The sequence below is a fragment of the Staphylococcus intermedius NCTC 11048 genome (genome assembly GCF_002902385.1).
GTDB classification, from domain to species: Bacteria; Bacillota; Bacilli; order Staphylococcales; family Staphylococcaceae; genus Staphylococcus; species Staphylococcus intermedius.
The window spans coordinates 58,592-80,716 of the sequence record NZ_PPQH01000004.1 but is presented as its reverse complement, the minus strand read 5'-3'; the positions used below and the strand labels follow the sequence as shown (position 1 = coordinate 80,716).

Here is a 22,125-nt window from a genome sequence, read left to right as displayed (position 1 = left end):
TGGAGGAGATTGTATGAAAGTCACGAAACAAGCATTATTTGATTTAATACAACAAAAATTGATGAAAGCAGGCTTGCCAGAAGAAGCGGCTTATGATGTGGCTGACGTTTTAACGTTTGCAGATCATCGTGGTATACACTCACATGGTGCAGTCCGTGTAGAGTATTACGCGGAACGTATTGCAAAAGGTGGCATAACAATTCACCCTCGCTATCAATTTGAAAAAACTGGCCCATCAACAGCTATATTCGATGGTGACAACGGACCAGGGCATCAGGTTGCCAAGATAGGTATGCAGCATGCAATTGATATGGCACGCGAATCAGGCATAGCAGTTGTCGGCATGAAGCATCTTTCACACAGTGGGGCGTTGGGATATTTTGTTGAACAAGCAGCAAAGGAAGGCATGGTTGCGTTGAGCATGTGTCAGTCTGATCCAATGGTTGTCCCTTTTGGAGGAACAGAACCGTACTTTGGAACCAACCCTATCGCATTTAGCGCACCGACAAGTGATGAACGGATCATTACATTTGATATGGCTACAACTGTCCAAGCATGGGGCAAAGTATTAGATGCGCGTAGTAAAGGAGAGTCCATACCAGATACATGGGCGGTTAATGCACAAGGTGAGCCTACAACTGATTCAAGAGATGTACATGCATTGTTACCAGTTGCAGGGCCTAAAGGATACGGCTTAATGATGATGGTCGACATTCTAGCGGGAAGTTTATTGGGGGTCCCACATGGTATGCATGTGTCTTCAATGTATGAAGATTTAACGAAAGGTCGCGACTTAGGCCAACTGCACATTGTGATTAATCCGTCTTATTTTACAGATGCAGATCAATTTAAACGTCAAGTTGCACAAATGTTAGATGAACTTAAAGCACAACCAGCAGCACCTGGCTTTAGTGAAATTTATTTCCCAGGTGAACGCGGTCGCTTGCGTAGTAAAAAATATGATCAAGAAGGAATCGAAATTGTAGACGAGATATATGACTATCTTAAATCAGATGATGTGCATTATGACCGATATCATGGGAAAAACCGATTTGCAGAATGAAGTCGAAATAAAAATGGAGGAACATCATGTTATATACAATCATAAAAGAAAATACGTATCAAGATTCAATCGTATTAATGTTATTGTCAAACAAACTGAATTCAATTGATGGCGTGAAAAAAGTATCAGTGATGATGGGGACACCAGCCAATAAAGATATTTTTAGAGCATCGGGGTTAGGTTCAGACGAATTGGACCAAGCGAATCCTAATGACATTGTTGTTGTCATTGACACTGAAGATGAAGCAAAAGTGAATGAAGTTGACGAAATGGTTGAAGCGACATTGAAAGGCGAAAACAATGTCGATGCATCGTCAAACGAACAAGAAGTGCATAATTGGAAGCGTGCAATGGAATTAGCGAAACAACCGAATATGGCGTTGATTTCGATTCCTGGGCAATATGCTGCAATGGAAGCTGAAAATGCACTCAATGAAGGATTACATGTATTTATGTTTAGTGATAATGTGCCTAAAGCTGATGAATTACGCTTGAAAGAAATGGCGCATGAAAAAGGCCTACTCGTAATGGGTCCGGATTGTGGAACAGGTATTATTCATTCGGTACCTCTTGCTTTTACGAATATTGTCAATGAAGGAGATATCGGATTAGTTGGTGCTTCAGGAACAGGTATTCAAGAAGTCACGACGATCATTGATAGAGAAGGCAAAGGTGTTACAAATGCCATTGGTACTGGTGGACGTGATTTATCGACAGAAATCGGTGCGATCACAATGTTAGATAGTATTAAAGCGTTAAATCAAGATCCAAAAGTCAAAGTGATTACGGTGATCTCTAAACCACCAGCAAAAGAAGTTAAAGAAAAGGTGCTTAATGTATTAAGAAATATTGAGAAACCTGTTGTAACGCTTTTCTTGGGAGATGTACCTACGTATCATGAACCAGGTATTTATCATGCATATACATTAGAAGAAGCTGCACGTGTGTCTGTTCAGCTGTCGAACGGTGAAACACCACATTTCGAGCCATCGATTTTAACAGATATTGAAGCAGAGTTTGTAGAAGGTCAAATGGGAATTAAGGGATTTTATTCAGGAGGAACACTTGCTTCTGAAGCAGCAATGTTAATTAATCATGCGTTAAAGAATACAAAATCAGAAAAACAAGATGGTTATATGTTAAAAACTGAAGCTCATGCTGTGATTGACTTAGGTGATGACATTTATACACAAGGGAAGCCACACCCGATGATTGATCCGGAAAAACGTATCGAAATGTTGGAAGCGTCCATTGAAGATGAAACAACTGCGGTAATTTTACTTGATGACGTCATCGGTAATGGTAGCCATGACGATATGGCATCTGAACTGGCACCAACCATTTCAAAAGTCATTCAACATGCGAAAGAAAAAGGGCGCCACATTGTTGTGTTAGCGACGGTTGTAGGTACGGCACAAGACCATCAAGGTTATCAACAACAAATTGATATTTTAAAACGTGCAGGTGCTGTGATTTGCGAAACAAACGATCAAATGGTGCGTACAGCGATTCATTTATTGGGTTATGACGTCTCACAACCTGAACGTGTAGAAAAGACATTTGATAAAGAAACAGTAGATTTAACAGTGAGTGATGAGATGGTTCAACTGCTCAATGTTAAACCGAGCATTATTAATATTGGATTAAAGAGTTTTTCAGCAGCTATTCGTGACAGTGGTGCAGAATGCGTACAGTTCAATTGGAAACCTATTGCAGGTGGCGATGAGAAACTCATGAAAGTCTTACAATTTTTAAATCATTTAGAAAGGGAGACAATCTAATGGCATATAAAACAATTGATGAAGCAAATGATGCAGTCATTCAAAAGATGATTGCAGCAGCACCATTTTTAACGGATGTCGTTCCTGCAAAATCAGTGATTCCAGAGTTGAAAGAACATGTGCTTTTACATGCAGGACCACCTATCAAATATGAAAATATGACAGATCCGATGCAAGGTTCATGTGTAGGTGCGATTCTTTTCGAAGGTTGGGCAAATGATGAAGCAAGTGCACGTGAATTATTGGAAAACAATCACATTACTTTCATTCCATGTCACCATGTCAATGCAGTAGGACCTATGGGAGGAATTACGTCACCCAATATGCCAGTCCTTGTCGTTGTGAATAAAGAAAATGGCAATGAAGCCTACTGTCAAATGAATGAAGGTATTGGAGCAGTATTGCGCTTTGGTGCATACAACACACAAGTGATTGAGCGATTAGAGTGGATGAGAGACGTACTTGGTCCTGTTTTAAGTAAAGCGTTGAAAACATTTGAAGACGGATTGAATGTGAACGTTCTTATTGCAAAAGCGATCGCAATGGGGGACGAGTTCCATCAACGTAATATCGCAGCATCGTTAGCGTTTTTAAAAGAGGTTTCACCAGCAATTACAGAATTAGAAAATGTATCAAGTGCTGAAAAAACAGAAGTCATCCAATTTTTAGCGGATACAGATCAATTTTTCTTAAACATCGCTATGGCAACTGGTAAAGCAATGATGGATGCAGCACGTACAATTCAACATGGCACGGTAGTCACTGCGATGTGCCGTAACGGTGAAAATTTTGGTATTCGTATTGCAGGTATGGGAGACGAATGGTTTACAGCACCCGTTAATACGCCACAAGGGTTGTATTTTACAGGGTATTCAGCTGAAGATGCGAACCCAGATATTGGTGACTCTGCCATTACAGAAACAATAGGTGTAGGTGGTATGGCAATGATTGCAGCACCAGCCGTTACACGTTTTGTTGGTACAGGTGGTTTTCAAGATGCATTAGAAACAAGTAATCAGATGATGGAAATTTGTGTAGGTGAAAATCCGAATTTTATTATTCCAACTTGGGATTTTAAAGGTGCATGCTTAGGTATTGATGCACGTAAAGTAGTCGAAACAGGCATTACACCGGTAATCAATACTGGTATTGCACATAAAGTAGCCGGTTATGGTCAAATCGGTGCGGGCACGGTACACCCACCTATCGCATGTTTTGAAAAAGCGATTACAGCATATGCCAAAAAGTTAGGGTTTGAAGGATGATGTATCATGCAAGTGCGGTCGGGTCGATCGTACTTGCTTTATTAAAAGAAACAACAACTTGGCATGTACACAGTCAATTTCAAAAAGGATTTAATTTAATGAATCAAAATGGGGCCATTATTTTTGTTGGGACGAATGAAAATGGCTCGTTTCCTTTTGGTATATCGGTAGATGAAGAGACGAAGAAGAAAATGTTGGCACAAATTCAGCGTAATGATGAATTTCATGTAGATTGTCTCAAATTAAAACATGCGCAGTTTTCGTTAGATTTGGATACGATCATCGACGAACCACGTCAAAACTTTCACGACGCAGATGTAGAGGCGTTATGGATGCATTTGAATGCGTATGATTTTTCAGACTATGCCCATACTGATTTTTCATTATCACGCATGAAAGAATTTAAGCGTGTTCTGTCAGATAGTGAAGAGAACGTGATACCACAATTAACGTTTCTTGTAGGAAGAGGGAATGGCTTAACCCCAACAGGTGACGATATTCTTGTTGGTTTGCTATATAGTCATTTTATTCAACCGTTTATTGCACCGGTACATTTTCAAACAATGATGACACTGATCGCACAAGAACGTACAACAATCATTAGTGAAAACTTTCTTAATCTTGCACTTCAAGGCATATTTAGTTCGAGAATTAGTCAACTTAACGACACTGTTTCTGATGAGGCGATTCAAGCACTTGTTGAAGTGGGATCGAGCTCAGGAAAAGACACATTATACGGTATATACATTGGTTTAATTAAGGAGTGAATAAATGATGGGAAAAAAAGTAGTGATTGCACTAGGGGGGAATGCGATTTTACAACCGAAGCAAACACCTACCTTTGAAAATCAATACCGCAATATAGAGAATGCAACACGTCATATGGTAGAAATTAAAGAGGCGGGTCACCAAATTATTGTAACACATGGAAATGGACCACAAGTAGGTAATATTATTGCGCAAAATGAAGCAGCTAAAGCGACAGTGCCACCATCACCAATCGATGCTTGTAATGCACAATCACAAGGGCTTATTGGTTATATGATGGAGCAATGTCTCAAAAATCATTTGCAAAAACGTCATATGACAGACAATGTTGTCAGTTTGTTGACGATGGTTGAGGTTGATCCAAAAGATCCAGCATTTGAATCACCAACAAAACCCATTGGCGTCTTTTTTAATGAAGCAGAAGCTAAACAAATGGAAGCGCAAGGTTTTCCAATGGTTGAAGATGCAGGACGAGGTTACCGACGTGTTGTGCCTTCACCAGAACCGATGCGTATTCACGGTGTGGACGAAATGAAGCAAATGCTTGACCGTACGATTGTTATTTCATCAGGCGGCGGGGGTATTCCTGTGTATAAAGACGAAGAACAGCAACTGCATGGATTGGAAGCAGTGATTGATAAAGATCGTTCAGGTCTTAAATTGGCTGAACAAATAGAAGCAGATGTTTTCATGATGTTGACGGATGTACCTAACGTTTATATTAACTATGGTCGTCCAGATCAAGCAGCGTTACATGAGGTCTCAGTTGAAGAAATTGAACAATACATTCAAGAAAACCAATTTCCAAAAGGCAGTATGCTTCCTAAAATAGAAGCTGCACTCCAATTTGCGAAGTCAGGTAAAGAAGCGATTATTTGTGCGTTAGATGAGGCTGTGGATGCATTAGCAGGAAAAGCAGGGACTCGAATTGTTTTAAAATAATATGACGTGTCAATGACTATGAGAAAAACGAACGACACACGGAGAATGAATAGTGCCGTGAACGTTCGTTTTTCTCATCAAATCATACCCATATGAAATGAGAATGGCGAGGATGTGAAATATGGAAAAGAAGACGTACATTTTTAGAATTCAGGATCATTGGTGGATTGTGATTGGGATCATTCTTGTTGCTTCGACACTTCGAGCACCTTTAACATCAGTTGGCCCTGTCATTGAGGGAATTAAGGGTGGATTACACATTAATAATGCATTAGCTGGCTTGCTCACGACGATTCCACTCGTCATTTTTGGTATGGTATCACTCTTTGTAGCGAGAACAATGGCGCACATGTCGATGGCCAATTTAGTTACATGCGCGATGCTATTATTAATCGTGGGTTTGATGATTCGTATTCTAGGAACAATTGAATTTTTTATCGTCGGTACAATGATTATTGGTGTAGCAATTGCATACGGTAACGTCATATTGCCAAGTTATGCAAAATGGCTCTTTCCAACACAAATTGGGATGATTACAGGAATATATAGTGCAACAATGAATTTTACGGCCGGGCTTGGAGGAGGACTCAGCTATCCATTGTCTCAAATAGGTTCATTAGGGTATAAAGCCTCATTAGGATTTTGGATATTGCTTTGTATCTGTGCGCTTATTGTTTGGCGTAAACATAATAGTCGTTTATCGATAGATCAATTTACGCCATCAAAAAATGAGTCGAAAAAGCGAAGTGTTCAACGATTGAAAGTTTCACGGACGCCGCTTGCTTGGGCAATTGCATTGACAATGGGTTTTCAGTCTATGATTTTTTATGTCGTTGTCGCTTGGTTGCCTTCAATCGTTATTGATAGAGGTCTGTCGCCGAGTGCTGCTGGTTATTACTTTATGTTAAATCAATTTGCGCAAGTCCCAATGACATTTACTTTCCCAATCATCGCGTCAAAAATGAAGTCGCAAAGTACACTGGTTTGGATTATTTTCATATTGTATATGGCGGGATTCATTACTTTATTGACACTACCAGTATCGCTCTTATTTGTATCAATGATTATTTTAGGATTGTCATTAGGGGCAGCATTTAGTATTTGTATGACATTCTTTTCAATCCGTGCAAATACAAGTGATGGGAGTGTCGCTTTATCGGGGTTTGGACAGTCTATTGGCTATATTGTGGCAGCTTCTGGTCCGTTTGTGATAGGTACTATACATGATATTGCAAATGGATGGCGCATTCCTTTGATTTTAGTCATGATGATGGCATGTGGTTTTCTTTTCGTTGGATTGATTTCATCTAAAGATCGTTATATAGAAGAATATTTATAATATCGTTAAGAGCTGAGAATTTCGTTATAAACTACGAAAGACTCAGCTTTTTGTCTTGTAACAGAAAATCCGGCGCAAGACTTATTGTATGTCTAGAGTATGGTATGTAATATAAATCTCATAAATTTATTAAGGAGATTTTTATGAATCCGATAAAAAAGAGAATTGAAGTTTTAGATTATTTAAGGGGTTTTGCGCTATTTGGTATTATTTTTGCCAATATTTTACCGATCCTCGAATATTTTTCATATCATCACGGGCTGTCTATGCCGACCTATCAAAGCCATGTAGATGTCCTTTATAACAAGTATTTAAATATATTTGTTGAAGCAAAGTTTTTCTCCATTTTCTCGCTATTGTTTGGTATAGGATTTTATATCTTTTTTCATAATGCGAAAAGTAAAAATGTAGATCCATTTATATTATATGTAAGACGAAGCATAGTGTTACTGCTGTTTGGTATTGTTCATCAAATTTTCCAACCTGGGGAAGCACTCCTTTTTTATGCCATTATAGGTCTATTCCTATTGCCACTGACTTTCTTGAAGAGGCGATATAATTTAGTGATTGGGCTCATTTTATTAATTTTAGGTGTATTGAGTGGAAACAAACTTACGCTCGTCCCAGCACTCTTTGTATTGGGTTATACGATTGGACAATATGGTCTCCATCGAACGATTTACCAGCACAAAAAGGCACTTCGAATTACACTTGCCTTGTCATTGATAGGTTTTGCCATCTCTTTAGTGCTTTTACATTATTTCTATGTGGCGCCGACTTATGATTTAGTCAAAGGTCAGATGGACAACAAAGCATTTGCAGATCGCTATAATTTTTATTCAAATCTCACAGTTTATACCGCGCCGTTTATCTCTTTGTTCTATATTTTATTTTTCATAACAATTTTAGAAAATCCTATGATAAAACGTGTTTTATCACCTTTTAAATATTATGGGCAAATGGCATTAACGAACTATTTATTAAATACTGCACTGATTTTACTTGTCGGACAATTTCTGACTGTAGGTATCGCAATGTCAGGTGCGGTGTCTCTAGTCATTATTGCGTTCCAAATGATTTTTTCAATGGTATGGTTGCGTTACTTTAAATACGGACCACTTGAATATATTTGGAGATTGTTGACGTATTTACAATTTTTTAGAATTAGAAGACAGTAATGTGTTTCTAAAAGATATATACATTGGCTACTATAACTAAATAGAGAAAAGAACCCATATATCTAGAAAAAAATAGACAAACCACTGTTAAAGAAGGTTTGTCTAAATTTTTGAGTGTTATTGATTTGAAATATATGCTTCTTAAAATTACTGGGCCTGTACTTTAAATCTATTTGTGTCGTCGATATGTTTACATTAGAAGTAAATATAAAGTATAGGGTTGTCACTATACTCTAGTTTTCGGAAAAATCAGTATGTGTTATTGCAAAAGATATAAAATTTGTATGAACAGGCCCAGTTTTTTAAGTGAACTATCGAATTCAACTGTAGTATTTATATTGAACTTTCTTCATAAGGGATAAAATCAAGTGGCATTGGTGTCGCAAAACCTAACATGACGAAATCCTTATCTCCTGTGTTCGTCATACCGTGTGCATCTCCAGGTAATGACACGAAAATGTCGCCAGCTTTTATCGTTTTCTTTTCATGGTTGTTTGTATAAAATGTGCCTTCCCCTCTCAGTACAATCCATACATCATCTGCATTTTGATGAGTATGACAAGGTAATGTTTGGCCAGGTTTCAGACACCAAACTGCACCAGCAGAGTGCTCAGATTGATAGAAAATGGTCTTTTTAGCTGCTTCATCAGAAAAAGCTTCCAATTCCTTCATATTAAAGAAACGCTGATTGGCTTGTGACATGTTAAGGCCTCCTATGCATTAACGATATATTTCGGTGTTTGATCAGTGAGTGCTAATACAACATTGTTTGCAGCAATATTAGCCATCATATCTCTTGCTTCAAATGTTGCGTTACCGATATGTGGTGTAATGACAACATTTTTCATCGTTTTTAATGCTTCAGTAATTTTAGGTTCGAATTCGAAAACATCGAGTGCTGCACCTTCAATTAATTTGTCTTCTAGTGCGCGAACCAATTCACTTTCATGTACGATAGGACCACGTGAAGCATTAATTAAATAAGCAGTTGGTTTCATTTTTTTAATCGCTTCATAGTTGATCATGTGCTTAAGAGAATCATTATAAGCACTGTTGATAGTGACAAAATCAGATTCAGCAAGCAATTCATCTAAAGTGACATAACGTGCATTTAACTCAGCTTCTTTGTCTTCATAACGTGTAGGACCAGTATATAAAACCTCCATATCGAAACCTTTGGCACGTCTTGCCACAGCTGTTCCAATAGAACCAAGGCCGATAATACCAATTTTCTTACCAGATACTTCTCGTCCTCTGAAGAAGAGTGGAGACCAACCATTGAAACCAGTTGTGCGACATAATTGATCGCCTTCAGGAATACGTCGCGCAACAGCAAGTAGAATACCCATTGTTAAATCTGCTGTTGCATTAGTTGAGGCAATCGGTGTATTCGTCACATCAATTCCGTGTTCACGTGCAGCGTCAATATCAATATTATTAAAACCAGCACCATAGTTAGCAATGATCTTCAAATTTGGTGCAGCTTCAATCACTTCACGTGTCACTTGTGTTGATAATAAGCTGATTAAAGCATCTGCATCATGTACTTTTTCAAGTAATGCATCATGGGAAATGAGCTTTTCACCTGTATACATTTCTACTTGGAATTGTGCTTCAAGTTGTTCAAGTCCAGCTTCAGGAATGGCTCCCGCAATGAATACTTTTTTCATAAATGATCTACTCCTTTATGTGAAAATAATCACAATTTATAATTTAAGTCTATCATGCTCTGCCATAATAAAAATGTCGAAATTGACAAATAAGAGCATATTATTTATTCGATGTAGACAAAATTAAAGTATCCAAATTGATGGTGTATTTTAAAATTTTGAACATAACTACAATTTGAAAGGCAATCGCTGAATCATTTCAAACACAATATGAAAATAATGCTTTGAAGGACGAGTGTGAAAATATGCTCGTCTCTTTTTGTGTGTGAAAACCCTGATATTGAAGCGTTTTGATTATGTGGAATTCATTCCGTTTGTAAAAATAAATAGTGACGTTTATCATATTAATATAATGATTTGTTGTTTAATTGTACTTTTCAATGACGTTCGTTGAGATATCAATGAAGACGATGTTGTTGTGAGAAATGGGAATTAGGTTGTAGCGCGGTGCTTTATAGATTAATGTAAGTCACTTTATTGAAGAAAGGATGAGCGACATGAACTTTAAAGATCTTGAAAATTATATCGATATCAATCAAGAAGATATGGAAAAACATTCATTTGAAGCGTTACAAAAATTCATTTATCACTTTATGTTGAACATTCCTTTTGAAGCGATAGATGTGTTCAACGGTGACAAAATTACGATGGATGTGGAAAAGAATATTGATAAATTTGTCAATGAACAGCGCGGCGGACTTTGCTATGAAAATAACCTTGTAACGAATGCTTATCTTAAAGACCGTGGTTTTGATACGAAGCTACTATCAGGTTATGTGAAACCGCCGAACAAAGATTGGAAAGAGATGGATACGCATTTGACTACACTCGTTACTATCGATGGTAAAGATTATATTGCGGATACAGGCTTTGGTCATTTTCCGAGCCAACCGATTCCACTAGATGGTACGTATGTCTATGACGAAGATGATATTTACCGGATTATCCCGGCTGAAGATGAAGAAAATGCGTATTATGTTCAAACAATTAAAAATGATGGTGAAAGTACAGCGTGGACGGATTTACTCTTTTTCGAAAATGTAGATCGAGGTCTCGGTTATTTTGACGCACGTTATGACTTTACAATTAATCACCCGAAATATGCCTTTAAAAAAATGTTGATGATTAATAAAAAAACACCAGAAGGCCATAATACGATGTCAATGAACAATGTGACGATAACGACTAAGGACGGTAAAGAAAAAATTCCAGTTACTGCAGAGAATTATCGTGAGTTATTGAAAGCATACTTTGGTTTAGATGTGCGCATTCCAAAAATAGAAAATAAAAAACAAGATCAATAAATATTTCTAAAATGTCCCGGTAAGTGAATGCTGAAATTCGTTTATCGGGCTATTTTTATATACAATTCTAATATTTATGTCGAATTTCAAACAGTCTTTAAACTATTGTAGATTGTTAAAGTTTTCAAGACATGTTTAGAATGAAATTGCAATTAAAATAAAAGGAAGTGAAAGGGAATGACAGTACAAAAATTAGGCCATCCACAACTCAAAGTGACACCCATTGAAGCGATACAAGAAGGCATCAATCACATTGTTGTGGATAGTGTGCAGTATGGCAATCAACAGATGATATTTGAAAAAGATGTAGCAGTGACGTTAGAAGATGGTCGAACATTATATGTGAATGTCATCCGTCCAGACAAAGAAGGACGTTTTCCAGTGGTGATGTCTGCGGATACATACGGCAAAGATAATCGCCCGAAGATTACGAATATGGGTGCGTTATGGCCGACTTTAGGTACGATACCAACATCAAGTATCACCCCTGAAGAATCACCGGACCCAGGATTTTGGGTGCCTAATGACTATGTCGTTGTAAAGGTGGCCTTACCTGGGATTGCTGGTTCTGAAGGTCAGCTCGCACCTTGGGGATTAGCTGAAGCACAAGCGTACGCAGAAGTGATCGACTGGGCAGGTCAGCAAGCTTGGAGTAATGGCAACGTGGGCTTGAATGGCGTGTCATATCTTGCTGTGACACAGTGGTGGGTTGCTTCATTAAACCCGCAACATTTGAAAGCCATCATCCCGTGGGAAGGCCTCAATGATATGTATCGTGAAGTGGCTTTTCATGGAGGGATTCCTGATACAGGGTTTTATCGCTTTTGGTATGAGGGCATTGTCGCAAGATGGCCGAATACACAGATAGAAGATTTAATCGCGGCACAACAAAACCATCCACTGTTCGATACATATTGGCAAGGCAAACAAGCCGATTTGTCAGCAATTGAAGTGCCCATGTTCGTATGCGCTAGCTGGTCGACACAAGGCTTGCACAACCGTGGGACATTCGAGGGGTTTAAACAAGCGGCTTCCAAACAAAAATGGTTAAAAGTTCACGGCCGTAAAGAATGGGAAATGTATTATGCACGAGAGTCACTTGAAGAACAAAAGGCCTTTTTCGATTATTATTTAAAAGGCATCGACAATGATTGGCCAGATACCCCTAAAGTACGTTATGAAGTCCGTGAAAAGTTTTATCAAGGAAATGTCAAAGATGCAACGGACTTTCCATTACCACAAACAGAAGCGACACCATTCTATTTAGATGCACAGACGATGACGTTAACATCGGAACAACCGCAAAAATCAAGTCGTGCCACATACCAAAGCGATGATGCTGAACAAGATGAAGTCCGTTTTGAGATGACTTTTGATGCAAATATGGAACTGACGGGGAATATGAAGTTGAAATTATGGGTTGTGGCTGAAGAAGCGGATGATATGGATATTTTTGCGGGGATTAAAAAGTTAGACCGTCGAGGCGAGGAAGTGCATTTTCCAGACTTTAACCATATCGAGCATGGTCAAGTGGCCACAGGTTGGTTACGCGTGTCTCACCGTGCATTGGATTCGAACCGTTCTACACCGCTACAACCATGGCATACACATCAGCATGAGGATAAACTGACACCGGGAGAAGTCGTTCCTGTAGAAGTTGAAATTTTACCGTCAGGCACATTGTTTAAAAAGGGTGAACGTATTCAAGTGGTCGTGAAAGCAAGTGAAGTAGTCAAAGGTAATAGTACACCTGGTTTAAAAACACGTTATGAACATGACGAGACAGTAAACCATGGCCAGTATCATATTTATACAGGTGGCGATTTTGATTCGCACTTGCTCGTTCCAGTTATTCCAATAACAAAATAAAATTTAAAGAAGACCAGATGTAGCACTACGAATTTCCGTAGAGCATCTGGTCTTTTTCGATATTCAAACTATGTCCACATCTCAAGAAGGACGTTCGCGAAGCCCTCAGGTTTTTGAACATAACCTAAGTGACCGCCTGGAATGTCGCGCAAGTCAAGTTGTGATTGTTCGTACAAATACGCGTTGACTTCATGTGGAAATGACCCTTTCGAATCGGTTCCATTGAAGAGTGTAATGATGTCAGCGTGTTTTGCTAAATCTGCAACAGTAATGTCTGAATGTGTATACTGACGGATTTCATATTCTGCCCAAAACAGCATGCGCTCATATTGTTGGCGTTGGGCTGCATCATCACCAGAAACAGGTTGCGACATACTTTTAGCATCAATCGGTGCGATGTTCAACGTTTGCGCGAAAGTTTGCATGCCTTGTTGTAAACCTTCAGTGAGCACTTGATGCACAATTTCATCATTTTTGTCTTTCCAATATTGGCTATCTGGTAAAAATGTATTGATTGGTGGCTCATGAAAGGCGATACGTTTCACGACATCTGGGTAGTCTTTCAACACGTGCATTGTGACAATCGCACCTGAACTCGAACCTAGCATATACACGGGTGCATCACTTAAATGACGTGCGAGTGCTGCAACGTCTGCTGCATCTTGTTTCACGCGCGTCGTGTCATCGGGTTGTTGTGCATTTGGAGGAAGTGGGGCAGTTCGTTCACTTTCCCCATAGTCACGACGATCGATTGCCACGACTGTAAAATGTGATTTCAATTGTTCTGCTAGTGGTAAAAAGATATCGCCTGTCCCATTTGCGCCGGGGACGAGAATGAGTACTGGACCTTCACCGACTTGATGGTAACGAATTTTAGCATCTTTTACTGTTAAAGTTTCCATTTTAAAATCCTCCTTTTATGTTGGTAGATATATTTAATAACTTTTCGGCATTCTTATAACTGATTTTCTCTTTTTCCTCTTCGTTTAAACCGAGTTCATCTAAAAATGTACCTAAGTTTTGTGGCTGGATATAAGGATAGTCGGCAGAATAAAGAATGTGATCAATACCGACTGCATTTTTAACCATCTCAAATTGAGGACGTGTCAACATACCGCTTGGTGTGATATAGAAATGGTTTTTGAAATAATCGCTCAGTGCATGTTTTAAATGGGGTGCATGTATTGTGTCATCCATCCGTTCATAAAAGAATGGTGTGAACTCTCCCCAATGTCCAATAATCATTTTAAGTTGGGGATGGCGATCGAACACGCCACTTAAAATAAGGCGAATGGCGTGAATACCGACATCCATATGCCAACCATAGCCAAAACTTGCAAATGAAGCGGCTGTTGCATCTGGATAATTTTCACTTTTGAAGTAAGCTTGATAGGCATCATCACTAATAGGAGCGGGGTGTAAGTAAATAGGGACATGCAGTGAAGCAGCGGTCTCGAAAATAACATCAAATTGCGCGTCATCTAAAAAATGCCCTTTAGGATGTCCGAAAATGAGCGCACCTTTGAAGCCTAATTCTTCCACACAGTATTTTAATTCTTGGGCAGCTGCGTCGGGTGAATGAATAGGTAATGTTGCGAAACCTAAAAAGCGGTCAGGATGTGCATCAATATATTGTTTCAAGCGATGATTCGTATAACGGCAAAGTTCAATGCCTTTATCGCCTTCAACGAGAGAAGGTGACCCATTGCCATAAGAGAGTACTTGCATTTGAACATTTTGTGTATCCATAAATTGAATACGATGCGCGTGTTGTGTAATGTCGTCTTCATTTGTAAATCCTGTTTTCGATTCCAAAGCTTCTAACATTGCTTTCAGTGGCACGCCATCAGGTGAAGGTTGAAGTATGTCAGACATGGCCTCTTGAACTTCTTTAAGTACGAAATGTTCTTCAAATGTGATGGTTTTCATTGATTGAAACCTCCAGTGTTTTTGTGAATGGTTGATGGGGCTCGGACATTATGAAATGCCAGACCTATTTATCGTGGAGCTATATCTACAGTTGATGATAATAACGATAAAAATGAGGTTGAATCAGAGTTGATTTACCAAGGGATAGGTCCGTTGCCATCGATAAATGTACCGGTTGGGGCGTCTTTACCAATCGTTGCAAGTTGAACAATTGGTCGTACGCCTTCTGAAGCAGGTTTTGAATTGTTGCTTGCGTCACCAACCAAATCTGTATTAGTCGAACCAGGGTCAGCTGCATTAATTTGGAAATGTGGTAAATTTTTCGCATATTGCACAGTTAGCATGGTTACTGCAGATTTAGATGAACAATAGGCGAGTGAATTTACTTTTGACTCCATTTTTTCTGGGTTGGTAACCATTCCAAATGAACCGAGTCCACTGCTTACATTGACGATGACAGGCTGCTCAGATTGCTCTAATAATGGAATGAACCGATGTGTGACGCGCACCAATCCCATAACGTTTGTGTCATACACCCGTTGCATATCCTCAACGGTAATGTCGCGTGGTTGTGTGAACCCTCCTGAAATACCGGCATTGTTGATTAATACATCCAATCGTCCTTCTCGTTCTAAAATGAGTTGAGCTGCTTGTTCTACTGAAACATCGTCTGTCACATCAAGTTGGACGACATCGACATCAAGTTCACGTGCAGCCTTTTTACCACGTTCCATGTTCCGTGAGCCAATATAAATTTTATGCCCCTTGTTTTTGAGTTGTTTTGCCGTTTCATATCCCAATCCTTTGTTATCACCAGTGATGAGCGTTACTTTCATTTTGTTCGACCTCCAGATATGATATTAAAAAAATAATGTGACGAGTTGCTCCCGTATTTCTACGTTTGTCAGCTGTCGTTTCTCGAGTTGAAAGACATAATTTTGTGTGGTTAATGTGTTGAGTAGCGTATCGACTTTAAACGTCAACTGCCGCTCATTTTCACCCTTATCCATTAAAGTATAAAAATATTGATGAAGTGCCTGGAAAAAGGGTGTCTGTCGAAAATCTATTTTACTTTGGCTCATTTCAATGCATTTGAGTAATGCGCGATGGTCTGTTTTAAATTGTAAAAACGTATCAATCGCTTGTGTGAAAATGGTTTGGACATCATCATTTTGTGATTGAATTGCATCAAGTTCTGCTAGCAATTGTTCAGAATCGTTGTTGACCAAGGCATAACAAAGCGCGCTTTTATCTTCAAAGTGACGATAGAGTGTCCCCATTCCAATATTCAACGCTTTAGAAATTTGGTTCATACTCACTTGGTCGACGCCATCACGTTCAAACATGATTTTCGCTTGTTGTTCAATACGTTGACGATTTTCAATAGCATCTTTTCTCATCAGGGCAACACCTACTTTCGTTGTTTAATTTGACAAACGGATAACTATCCGTTTATTATAGGTGATATTCATAAGCAAGACAAATCATATGGATTGAAAGAAGGATGAATATGTCATTAAATAAAGCCCAACGACGTGTCACAAGTGAAGAGTTGAAAGCACATTTTGCACAATCGACACTGACAACAGCACAGCTTGCAGACAAGATGCATATTTCGGAAAAACAAGTTGAAAATATTTTGAATATGGATGCCCCTTCACGTTTGTTAGGAGGAAATCTCAATACATTCATTCATCAAGTGTGGGATTTGAGAGATCATATCAATGACAATATTAAAGCGAATGGGGACATACCGGCAGAATATACGTATCTAAAAGGTGAAAAGGAAGACTACTGGTTTTTACAATAGAATCATTTTGAATGAAAAAAAGGAAGAGGACTGGGACATTAAGTTTGATCCCAGTCCTAACTTTTTTATGGACTTATATTTATTAATGATGAAAAACAGCAAAAAAGAGAATGAAGGGGTCGTAAAAATTGGATGTTTTGGATTGTTTTCATTTTGTAAACTTGCCCTAAGTGGCTGCATTTGATATGAGATTGACCAGAAGGCTGAGACTCCCGAGGGATCAGACGCAGTCGAAAATCCGCCAACGTTACATGCATGTCATCGTTCAATCAAGCGTTGGCTAGTTGAGACAAGTCCCCTGGGAACGCGAAGCCATAAGGGCAATCAAAAATACAAATTTTATGAATAGGGCAAGTTGCACAAAATACAGCATCCATAGCATCAAAAATTTTTATTTCCAATCCCTCTAACGTTTCAATAACTGTGATAATCGATACATGGTTGGCATAATCGGTTTAACAAAATCACCCACATATTCTTCTACGTGCGCACCGAAGCCCTCTTTAAAACGCTGCACACCATAGTCTTCAGCATGTTTCGTAAAATCACCTGTAATGCCATAGAAGTTATAACGGTCAATGCCATGCTGTTTGGCAAATTGAATCATTTCCCACTGTAAACGATACGCACCCATATACGCATTGTACTTAGGATTCGAGCCACTCGATAAATAATACACTTCATGATTGTTGTAAATATAAATCGCAGCAGCTAAGTCTAATACATCCCCATCTTCAGCGATTAATTGACGTGTTTTTTCTATTTTACGTTCTTGCGCTTGCAGTTGCTGTTCGGCTTGTTTTAATTTAGTTTTGTTTTTCTTAGAATTTGGGTTACTTTCTAGCGCTTCTTGAGTTTCTGCAACCGTCGCATTTAATGTGTCTAATTTCTCAGTTTGCTTCTTCAAAAGGTCATTCAAATCAATATAAGCTAACTTGAGCATACTATTTTTAGCATACATTTTCTGCATTTCTTCAAAATAAGGTAAGTCTCTAAAAGTAAAGCCGTGTTTTTCTTCAGCCATTTGGAAAAGTTTGAAAAAGCGCGCAGTTTCTTCAATAGGTAGTGTTTTAACTTGGACATCCATTTCATACGTCTTTTTAATGTTACGTCGTGTTTGGTAGTCCATTTCCTCTAAAAGTTGTTGTTCCGATTTATCTTTAAGGTCAAGAACGGAAAGCCAACGAATTTGACTGATACTCGAATAACCTATAGGAAAACCTTGGTGTTTGTAGCCGAGACGGTCTAACGTTTGAAAAAGTTGTTGACGCTCAAAACTTTGCGTTATATTCCCTTTTGCATCACGTATATGATTACGCACATAGGGATCGACTAACACATAAAGGCAGCGCTGTTGTTTTAAATATTGTGTGAGCTGTTCAAAAAAGAATTGGACCAGTTCGAGGTTGTTGTAATCTAAAACTGGACCGCGATGTGTATAAAAATATTTAAAAAACTTCAGTGCGCGTGCTTCAGTCAATAAACAAGCCGCAATGACTTCGTCTTGATCATTTTTAACACCAACTAAATGGACATCATTTTTGTATTTGTTTCTATACTGATAGTGTCCAGGATCTTGTGTATAATGCGAAAAGTGGTTTGTTACAAAATCGTCAAAAGCTTCTACACTTAATTGCGTAAAGTACATGGTAACCCTACTCTCTTAGTTTTGTTTCATACATAATAAATATACTAAAGTAGTCATACATTTTCAAAGTATTTTTATAATGTCAAATTTCATATGTTGTACATTATTTTATATTTGAAAATAGTGAATCGTAGGATGAGGTCTACAAAATGTGGTGTTAAAACAGCAAGACGGCAATACAAGCCAATCAGATGAAATAAGCGATGGTATACTTTTTGTGTTATATTTAATTTAAATGAAGACATAAAAGGGGAAGGACTATGGTAAGTGTAAAGGATGTCGCAAAGTTAGCGAATGTATCGACGGCAACGGTTTCACGGGTGCTCAGTAATACAGGAAAGGTCAAGCCTAAAAATCAACAACGTGTATTAGAAGCAGCAAAAGCACTCGGCTATCATCCGAATAATATCGGGAGACAACTGCGCAAAATGGAAACAATGACGATTCTTGTTGTCGTACCGGACATTACGAATTCATTTTTCTCAGCGATACTCAGAAACATTGAAAATATTGCACGTGAGCACGGTTATGAAGTGATTCTTGGAGATACTCAAAATCAACAAGGTGATACTTATTTTTCGTATTTATATGAAAAGAAAGTCGATGGCATGATTGTTCTCACGTCCTATCTTGATCTTGAAAATTTAGAAAAAGTCAGTGCACAATACCCCCTTGTACTCGCTTGTGAACAAATTAAAGAGATTGATGTGCCTTCTGTCTCAATCAATCATATTGAAGCATCTGCATTAATGACGCGTCATTTAATAGAAGCGGGACATACGAAAGTGGGACATATTGCTGGGCCATTGGATGGTATTTTAGGTCAATACCGTTTACAAGGCTTTCGTGAAGCGATGCACAGTCATGGTTTGAAGGTGCATGAAGATTGGATTATCGAAGGGGACTTTTCTTTAGAGTCAGGTTATCGTATCGGCAAGCAGTTACTCGAACAAGAAGAGATGCCGACAGCGCTATTTGTTGCCAATGATGAGATGGCGATTGGGATTATGAAGGTACTCAAACAGCATGGCAAACGTGTGCCCGAAGACATGGCGATTGTTGGATTTGATAACATTATTTTGTCAGAAATTGTCGACCCAGGTTTAACGACGTATGCACAACCCGCTACTGAAATCGGTGTGCGTGCAATGGAAAAATTGTTAGTGCTTTTAAAGGGACAAACATTAAAAGAACGTGATACTTTACTTGAAGGCGAATTGTTAATACGTCAGTCTACGTAAAGTGCTACCAATCTATATCTCGTTATATCTTGAAATAAGTTGATGCATCCTATGTGAATCCGTTTACAATAGGGTGCATTTTTGTTATATTTTAAAATGTAATCGATTACAAAACAAAGAAGTTTAATCGTACAAAAGTGACGGCAATCTCATCAAAGATAGGAGTGTATGGTATGGGGATTAAAGTAGGAATCATCGGCTGTGGCGGTATCGCGAATGGTAAACATTTGCCAAGTCTTGTAAAAATTAAGGAAGTGGAATTGGTCGCATTTTGTGACATTGATATTGAAAAAGCACAGACCGCAGCAGAAACGTATGGTACGGCGGACGCAAAAGTGTATCAAGATTATGAAGTATTACTCAAAGATCCATCGATTGATGTGGTACATATTTGTACACCGAACTACTTACATTGTGAAATGACGGTTCATGCACTTGAAGCGGATAAGCATGTCATGTGCGAGAAACCGATGGCCAAAACGACGGCGGAAGCGCAACAAATGTTAGATGCCGCGAAACGTACAGGTAAAAAATTGACCATTGGCTATCAAAATCGTTTTCGTCCAGACAGCCAATTTTTACATCAAGCGACTGAGCGTGGGGATTTAGGTGACATTTATTTCGGTAAGGCACATGCCATTCGACGTCGTGCGGTACCGAATTGGGGTGTCTTTTTAGATGAAGAAGCTCAAGGGGGTGGCCCGTTAATTGATATTGGGACACATGCATTAGACCTCACACTTTGGATGATGAATAATTATGAACCTGCCTCTGTCATGGGGTCGACGTTCCATCAATTGAGCCAGCAAGAAAATGCGGCCAATGCTTGGGGACCATGGAATCCGAAAGACTTTACAGTAGAAGATTCAGCTTTTGGATTTATTAAAATGAAAAATGGCGCCACAATTATTTTAGAATCCGCGTGGGCACTCAACTCTTTAGACGTAGATGAAGCGAAATGTTCGTTATCCGGAACAAAAGGCGGTGCGGATATGAAAGACGGCTTACGCATCCACGGTGAAGAGTTTGGGACGTTGTATACGAAACAGATTGAGTTGGACAATCAAGGCGTCGATTTTTATGAAGGTGAGACAGTGGACGAAGCCTTAGAGGAAGCAAAGGAATGGATTGACTGTATTCAAAATGATACACCACCGCGTGTGAAACCAGAAGAAGCACTCGTCGTTACACAAATATTAGAAGCGATTTATCAGTCAGCGAAGACAGGACAAGCTGTTTATTTTGATTAAGACAACGAAGGAGACATCACGATGAAACCGTTAAAAATAGGCGTTATCGGAACAGGTGGCATTGCAAGAGATCGCCACATCCCACTTATAATCGCGCATGAACGTGCCGAACTTGTCGGTGTGTACGATGTGAACGAGACACTTGCGAGAGAAGTTGCGACACAATTTGATATTGCATACGTTGCACCGACTTTAGAAGCATTATTAGCGCAGGCAGATGCGGTCATCATTTGTACGCCCAATCAATTTCATGCTGAATTAACGATAGCAGCGCTTGACGCAGGCGTTCATGTATTATGCGAAAAACCAATGGCGATGAACTCAGCAGAATGTGATGCGATGATAGAAGCGGCCAATCGAAATGCGCGCATATTAACGATTGCGTACCATTATCGTTTTACAGATGTGGCACAAGCGGCAAAACAAGCCGTCGCGCAGGGTGCGGTCGGTGTGCCGGTAGTCTCCCGAGTGCAAGCTTTGCGTCGTCGTAAGGTGCCAGGATGGGGTGTGTTTACTAATAAAGCGCTGCAAGGTGGCGGTTGCTTAATCGACTATGGATGCCATGTGCTTGACCTCGTATTGTGGCTGTTGGATGACGTGAAACCGACAGCAGTTTCGGGACGTACATACAATGCTTTAAGTCGCCAGCCACATCAATTGAATGAGTGGGGAACGTTTGACCATACGACCTTTGATGTGGAAGACCATGCGACCAGTTATGTGACGTTTGAAAATGGTGCCAGTATGCAATTTGAGTGTTCATGGGCAGCGAATATTCACAATGACAAGTTAGACGTGAGCATTTCAGGTGATGCAGGTGGATTGCAATTGTTCCCGTTTGAAGTGTATGCACCGCGACCAGACGGTTATCACATTTTGGAACAAGATGTCAGTTTAAATGAAGATGTCGCGGCAATGCGCCAGATGGACCATTTTATAAGTAGTTGCTTTGGTGAGGTAGAACCATTAGTCAAACCTGAAGAGGCAAGACGTGTCACACAATTGATTGATGCCATTTACCAAAGTGATAGAGAACGACAAAGTGTAGAAATCAAACGATAGAAAGGT

20 protein-coding genes are annotated in these 22,125 nt (G+C 39.2%); 13 read left to right on the top strand and 7 right to left on the bottom strand.

Features of this window, described 5'->3' with window-relative positions; translation table 11 throughout:
* Positions 1–13 precede the first annotated feature (13 nt).
* The 7 genes from allD (at position 14) to CD138_RS01270 (ending at position 8,336) form a co-directional block, all read left to right on the top strand.
* Complete coding sequence (allD, locus tag CD138_RS01300; protein WP_019168806.1) at positions 14–1,063, top strand: ureidoglycolate dehydrogenase; 1,050 nt, start codon at positions 14–16, stop codon at positions 1,061–1,063.
* A 26-nt stretch (positions 1,064–1,089) separates the two neighbouring features.
* Positions 1,090–2,844 (top strand): acyl-CoA synthetase FdrA, encoded by a 1,755-nt coding sequence (gene fdrA, locus CD138_RS01295; RefSeq protein WP_019168807.1) that lies wholly within the window; start codon positions 1,090–1,092, stop codon positions 2,842–2,844.
* Positions 2,844–4,109: a YlbE family protein gene (locus CD138_RS01290; protein WP_019168808.1), complete on the top strand. Its 1,266-nt coding sequence runs from the start codon at positions 2,844–2,846 to the stop codon at positions 4,107–4,109. The genes fdrA and CD138_RS01290 overlap by 1 nt, the downstream gene beginning before the upstream one ends.
* Positions 4,106–4,876 (top strand): oxamate carbamoyltransferase subunit AllH family protein, encoded by a 771-nt coding sequence (locus tag CD138_RS01285; protein ID WP_019168809.1) that lies wholly within the window; start codon positions 4,106–4,108, stop codon positions 4,874–4,876. Before CD138_RS01290 ends, CD138_RS01285 begins: the two co-directional genes overlap by 4 nt.
* 7 nt (positions 4,877–4,883) lie before the next feature.
* Entirely contained in the window at positions 4,884–5,819 is a 936-nt protein-coding gene (gene arcC / locus CD138_RS01280) for a carbamate kinase (protein ID WP_019168810.1), read from the top strand.
* A gap of 121 nt (positions 5,820–5,940) precedes the next feature.
* On the top strand, positions 5,941–7,158 hold the full coding sequence (locus CD138_RS01275) for a CynX/NimT family MFS transporter (protein WP_019168811.1): 1,218 nt from the start codon (positions 5,941–5,943) through the stop codon (positions 7,156–7,158).
* Between the two features lie 143 nt (positions 7,159–7,301).
* Positions 7,302–8,336 (top strand): DUF418 domain-containing protein, encoded by a 1,035-nt coding sequence (locus CD138_RS01270; RefSeq protein WP_019168812.1) that lies wholly within the window; start codon positions 7,302–7,304, stop codon positions 8,334–8,336.
* A gap of 333 nt (positions 8,337–8,669) precedes the next feature.
* Here CD138_RS01270 and CD138_RS01265 read toward each other — a convergent pair whose 3' ends face one another.
* Both CD138_RS01265 and CD138_RS01260 read right to left on the bottom strand, forming a co-directional pair.
* Entirely contained in the window at positions 8,670–9,038 is a 369-nt protein-coding gene (locus CD138_RS01265; RefSeq protein ID WP_019168813.1) for a cupin domain-containing protein, read from the bottom strand.
* 11 nt (positions 9,039–9,049) lie between these two features.
* A complete protein-coding gene (locus tag CD138_RS01260; protein ID WP_019168814.1) occupies positions 9,050–10,006 on the bottom strand; it encodes an NAD(P)-dependent oxidoreductase in 957 nt (318 codons plus the stop codon).
* Between the two features lie 497 nt (positions 10,007–10,503).
* On the opposite strand from CD138_RS01260, the gene CD138_RS01255 reads away from it, so the two are divergent.
* Complete coding sequence (locus CD138_RS01255; protein ID WP_019168815.1) at positions 10,504–11,310, top strand: arylamine N-acetyltransferase family protein; 807 nt, start codon at positions 10,504–10,506, stop codon at positions 11,308–11,310.
* Positions 11,311–11,487: 177 nt separating this feature from the next.
* The gene (locus tag CD138_RS01250; RefSeq protein WP_019168816.1) at positions 11,488–13,179 is read left to right on the top strand and encodes a CocE/NonD family hydrolase; all 1,692 of its coding nucleotides are present in this window, start codon (positions 11,488–11,490) and stop codon (positions 13,177–13,179) included.
* Between the two features lie 68 nt (positions 13,180–13,247).
* On the opposite strand, the gene CD138_RS01245 is transcribed toward CD138_RS01250, so the two are convergent.
* The 4 genes from CD138_RS01245 to CD138_RS01230 form a co-directional block, all read right to left on the bottom strand.
* Positions 13,248–14,081: an alpha/beta fold hydrolase gene (locus CD138_RS01245; protein ID WP_019168817.1), complete on the bottom strand. Its 834-nt coding sequence runs from the start codon at positions 14,079–14,081 to the stop codon at positions 13,248–13,250.
* A 1-nt stretch (position 14,082) separates the two neighbouring features.
* A complete protein-coding gene (locus CD138_RS01240) occupies positions 14,083–15,108 on the bottom strand; it encodes an amidohydrolase family protein (RefSeq protein WP_019168818.1) in 1,026 nt (341 codons plus the stop codon).
* Between the two features lie 134 nt (positions 15,109–15,242).
* Complete coding sequence (locus CD138_RS01235; RefSeq protein WP_019168819.1) at positions 15,243–15,944, bottom strand: SDR family NAD(P)-dependent oxidoreductase; 702 nt, start codon at positions 15,942–15,944, stop codon at positions 15,243–15,245.
* Positions 15,945–15,968: 24 nt separating this feature from the next.
* Positions 15,969–16,508: a TetR/AcrR family transcriptional regulator gene (locus CD138_RS01230; protein WP_019168820.1), complete on the bottom strand. Its 540-nt coding sequence runs from the start codon at positions 16,506–16,508 to the stop codon at positions 15,969–15,971.
* Between the two features lie 110 nt (positions 16,509–16,618).
* On the opposite strand from CD138_RS01230, the gene CD138_RS01225 reads away from it, so the two are divergent.
* The gene (locus tag CD138_RS01225) at positions 16,619–16,918 is read left to right on the top strand and encodes a DUF2316 family protein (RefSeq protein WP_019168821.1); all 300 of its coding nucleotides are present in this window, start codon (positions 16,619–16,621) and stop codon (positions 16,916–16,918) included.
* Positions 16,919–17,324: 406 nt separating this feature from the next.
* On the opposite strand, the gene CD138_RS01220 is transcribed toward CD138_RS01225, so the two are convergent.
* On the bottom strand, positions 17,325–18,566 hold the full coding sequence (locus CD138_RS01220) for an aminoacyltransferase (RefSeq protein ID WP_019168823.1): 1,242 nt from the start codon (positions 18,564–18,566) through the stop codon (positions 17,325–17,327).
* A 260-nt stretch (positions 18,567–18,826) separates the two neighbouring features.
* Between CD138_RS01220 and CD138_RS01215 the strand changes: the two genes are divergently transcribed.
* The 3 genes from CD138_RS01215 to CD138_RS01205 all read left to right on the top strand — a co-directional run bounded on the left by CD138_RS01215 (position 18,827) and on the right by CD138_RS01205 (position 22,119).
* Positions 18,827–19,807 (top strand): LacI family DNA-binding transcriptional regulator, encoded by a 981-nt coding sequence (locus CD138_RS01215; RefSeq protein ID WP_019168824.1) that lies wholly within the window; start codon positions 18,827–18,829, stop codon positions 19,805–19,807.
* A gap of 173 nt (positions 19,808–19,980) precedes the next feature.
* A complete protein-coding gene (locus tag CD138_RS01210; RefSeq protein ID WP_019168825.1) occupies positions 19,981–21,057 on the top strand; it encodes a Gfo/Idh/MocA family protein in 1,077 nt (358 codons plus the stop codon).
* Positions 21,058–21,078: 21 nt separating this feature from the next.
* A complete protein-coding gene (locus CD138_RS01205; protein WP_019168826.1) occupies positions 21,079–22,119 on the top strand; it encodes a Gfo/Idh/MocA family protein in 1,041 nt (346 codons plus the stop codon).
* Positions 22,120–22,125 lie beyond the last annotated feature (6 nt).

Bases quoted from the DNA above. Each gene is read 5' to 3' on its own strand.
- CD138_RS01235 (WP_019168819.1), bottom strand. From the start codon at position 15,944: ATGAAAGTAACGCTCATCACTGGTGATAACAAAGGATTGGGATATGAA.
- CD138_RS01290 (WP_019168808.1), top strand. From the start codon at position 2,844: ATGGCATATAAAACAATTGATGAAGCAAATGATGCAGTCATTCAAAAG.
- allD (WP_019168806.1), top strand. From the start codon at position 14: ATGAAAGTCACGAAACAAGCATTATTTGATTTAATACAACAAAAATTG.
- CD138_RS01225 (WP_019168821.1), top strand. From the start codon at position 16,619: ATGTCATTAAATAAAGCCCAACGACGTGTCACAAGTGAAGAGTTGAAA.
- CD138_RS01220 (WP_019168823.1), bottom strand. From the start codon at position 18,566: ATGTACTTTACGCAATTAAGTGTAGAAGCTTTTGACGATTTTGTAACA.
- CD138_RS01210 (WP_019168825.1), top strand. From the start codon at position 19,981: ATGGGGATTAAAGTAGGAATCATCGGCTGTGGCGGTATCGCGAATGGT.
- CD138_RS01250 (WP_019168816.1), top strand. From the start codon at position 11,488: ATGACAGTACAAAAATTAGGCCATCCACAACTCAAAGTGACACCCATT.
- CD138_RS01205 (WP_019168826.1), top strand. From the start codon at position 21,079: ATGAAACCGTTAAAAATAGGCGTTATCGGAACAGGTGGCATTGCAAGA.
- CD138_RS01230 (WP_019168820.1), bottom strand. From the start codon at position 16,508: ATGAGAAAAGATGCTATTGAAAATCGTCAACGTATTGAACAACAAGCG.
- CD138_RS01285 (WP_019168809.1), top strand. From the start codon at position 4,106: ATGATGTATCATGCAAGTGCGGTCGGGTCGATCGTACTTGCTTTATTA.
- fdrA (WP_019168807.1), top strand. From the start codon at position 1,090: ATGTTATATACAATCATAAAAGAAAATACGTATCAAGATTCAATCGTA.
- CD138_RS01260 (WP_019168814.1), bottom strand. From the start codon at position 10,006: ATGAAAAAAGTATTCATTGCGGGAGCCATTCCTGAAGCTGGACTTGAA.
- arcC (WP_019168810.1), top strand. From the start codon at position 4,884: ATGGGAAAAAAAGTAGTGATTGCACTAGGGGGGAATGCGATTTTACAA.
- CD138_RS01245 (WP_019168817.1), bottom strand. From the start codon at position 14,081: ATGGAAACTTTAACAGTAAAAGATGCTAAAATTCGTTACCATCAAGTC.
- CD138_RS01240 (WP_019168818.1), bottom strand. From the start codon at position 15,108: ATGAAAACCATCACATTTGAAGAACATTTCGTACTTAAAGAAGTTCAA.
- CD138_RS01215 (WP_019168824.1), top strand. From the start codon at position 18,827: ATGGTAAGTGTAAAGGATGTCGCAAAGTTAGCGAATGTATCGACGGCA.
- CD138_RS01275 (WP_019168811.1), top strand. From the start codon at position 5,941: ATGGAAAAGAAGACGTACATTTTTAGAATTCAGGATCATTGGTGGATT.
- CD138_RS01265 (WP_019168813.1), bottom strand. From the start codon at position 9,038: ATGTCACAAGCCAATCAGCGTTTCTTTAATATGAAGGAATTGGAAGCT.
- CD138_RS01255 (WP_019168815.1), top strand. From the start codon at position 10,504: ATGAACTTTAAAGATCTTGAAAATTATATCGATATCAATCAAGAAGAT.
- CD138_RS01270 (WP_019168812.1), top strand. From the start codon at position 7,302: ATGAATCCGATAAAAAAGAGAATTGAAGTTTTAGATTATTTAAGGGGT.